Consider the following 416-nt stretch of genomic DNA (forward strand, 5'->3'; position numbering starts at 1 on the left):
CAGACATCTCTATCAAAGCATCTCTGGCATCATCATCCAAAGGAAGAAGCATTCCTTCTACTTCTTCAGCACGCTTCAAAAGCATACCTAAACTTTCATTATCATGTGGAAAAAATGTCAAAACACGTGCACGAGAAAGAAGAGCAGCATTAAGCTCAAATGAAGGATTCTCCGTTGTTGCTCCTATAAGAATAACAGTACCATCTTCCATAACCGGAAGAAAACTATCCTGCTGAGCGCGATTAAATCGATGAATTTCATCGACAAATAAAACTGTTTGCTGTCCAGACATAAAATGAGTCCGAGCCTTTTCAAAAATCTTTTTAAGCTCAGAAACTCCGGTAAAAATAGCAGAAACTTGCTCAAAAACAAATTTTTTTTCAAGCGCTAATAAGCGTGCTACCGTTTTTTTTCCC

The 416-nt window shown here is 38.0% G+C and carries 1 protein-coding gene; it reads right to left on the reverse strand.

Going from position 1 to position 416, the window contains the following annotated elements:
• Nucleotides 1–416, reverse strand: a 416-nt coding sequence (locus J7R13_RS09130; RefSeq protein ID WP_208438334.1) for an AAA family ATPase, incomplete at both ends; no start/stop codon positions are given.

This window comes from Bartonella taylorii 8TBB (assembly GCF_902825155.1).
Lineage (GTDB): Bacteria > Pseudomonadota > Alphaproteobacteria > Rhizobiales > Rhizobiaceae > Bartonella > Bartonella taylorii_A.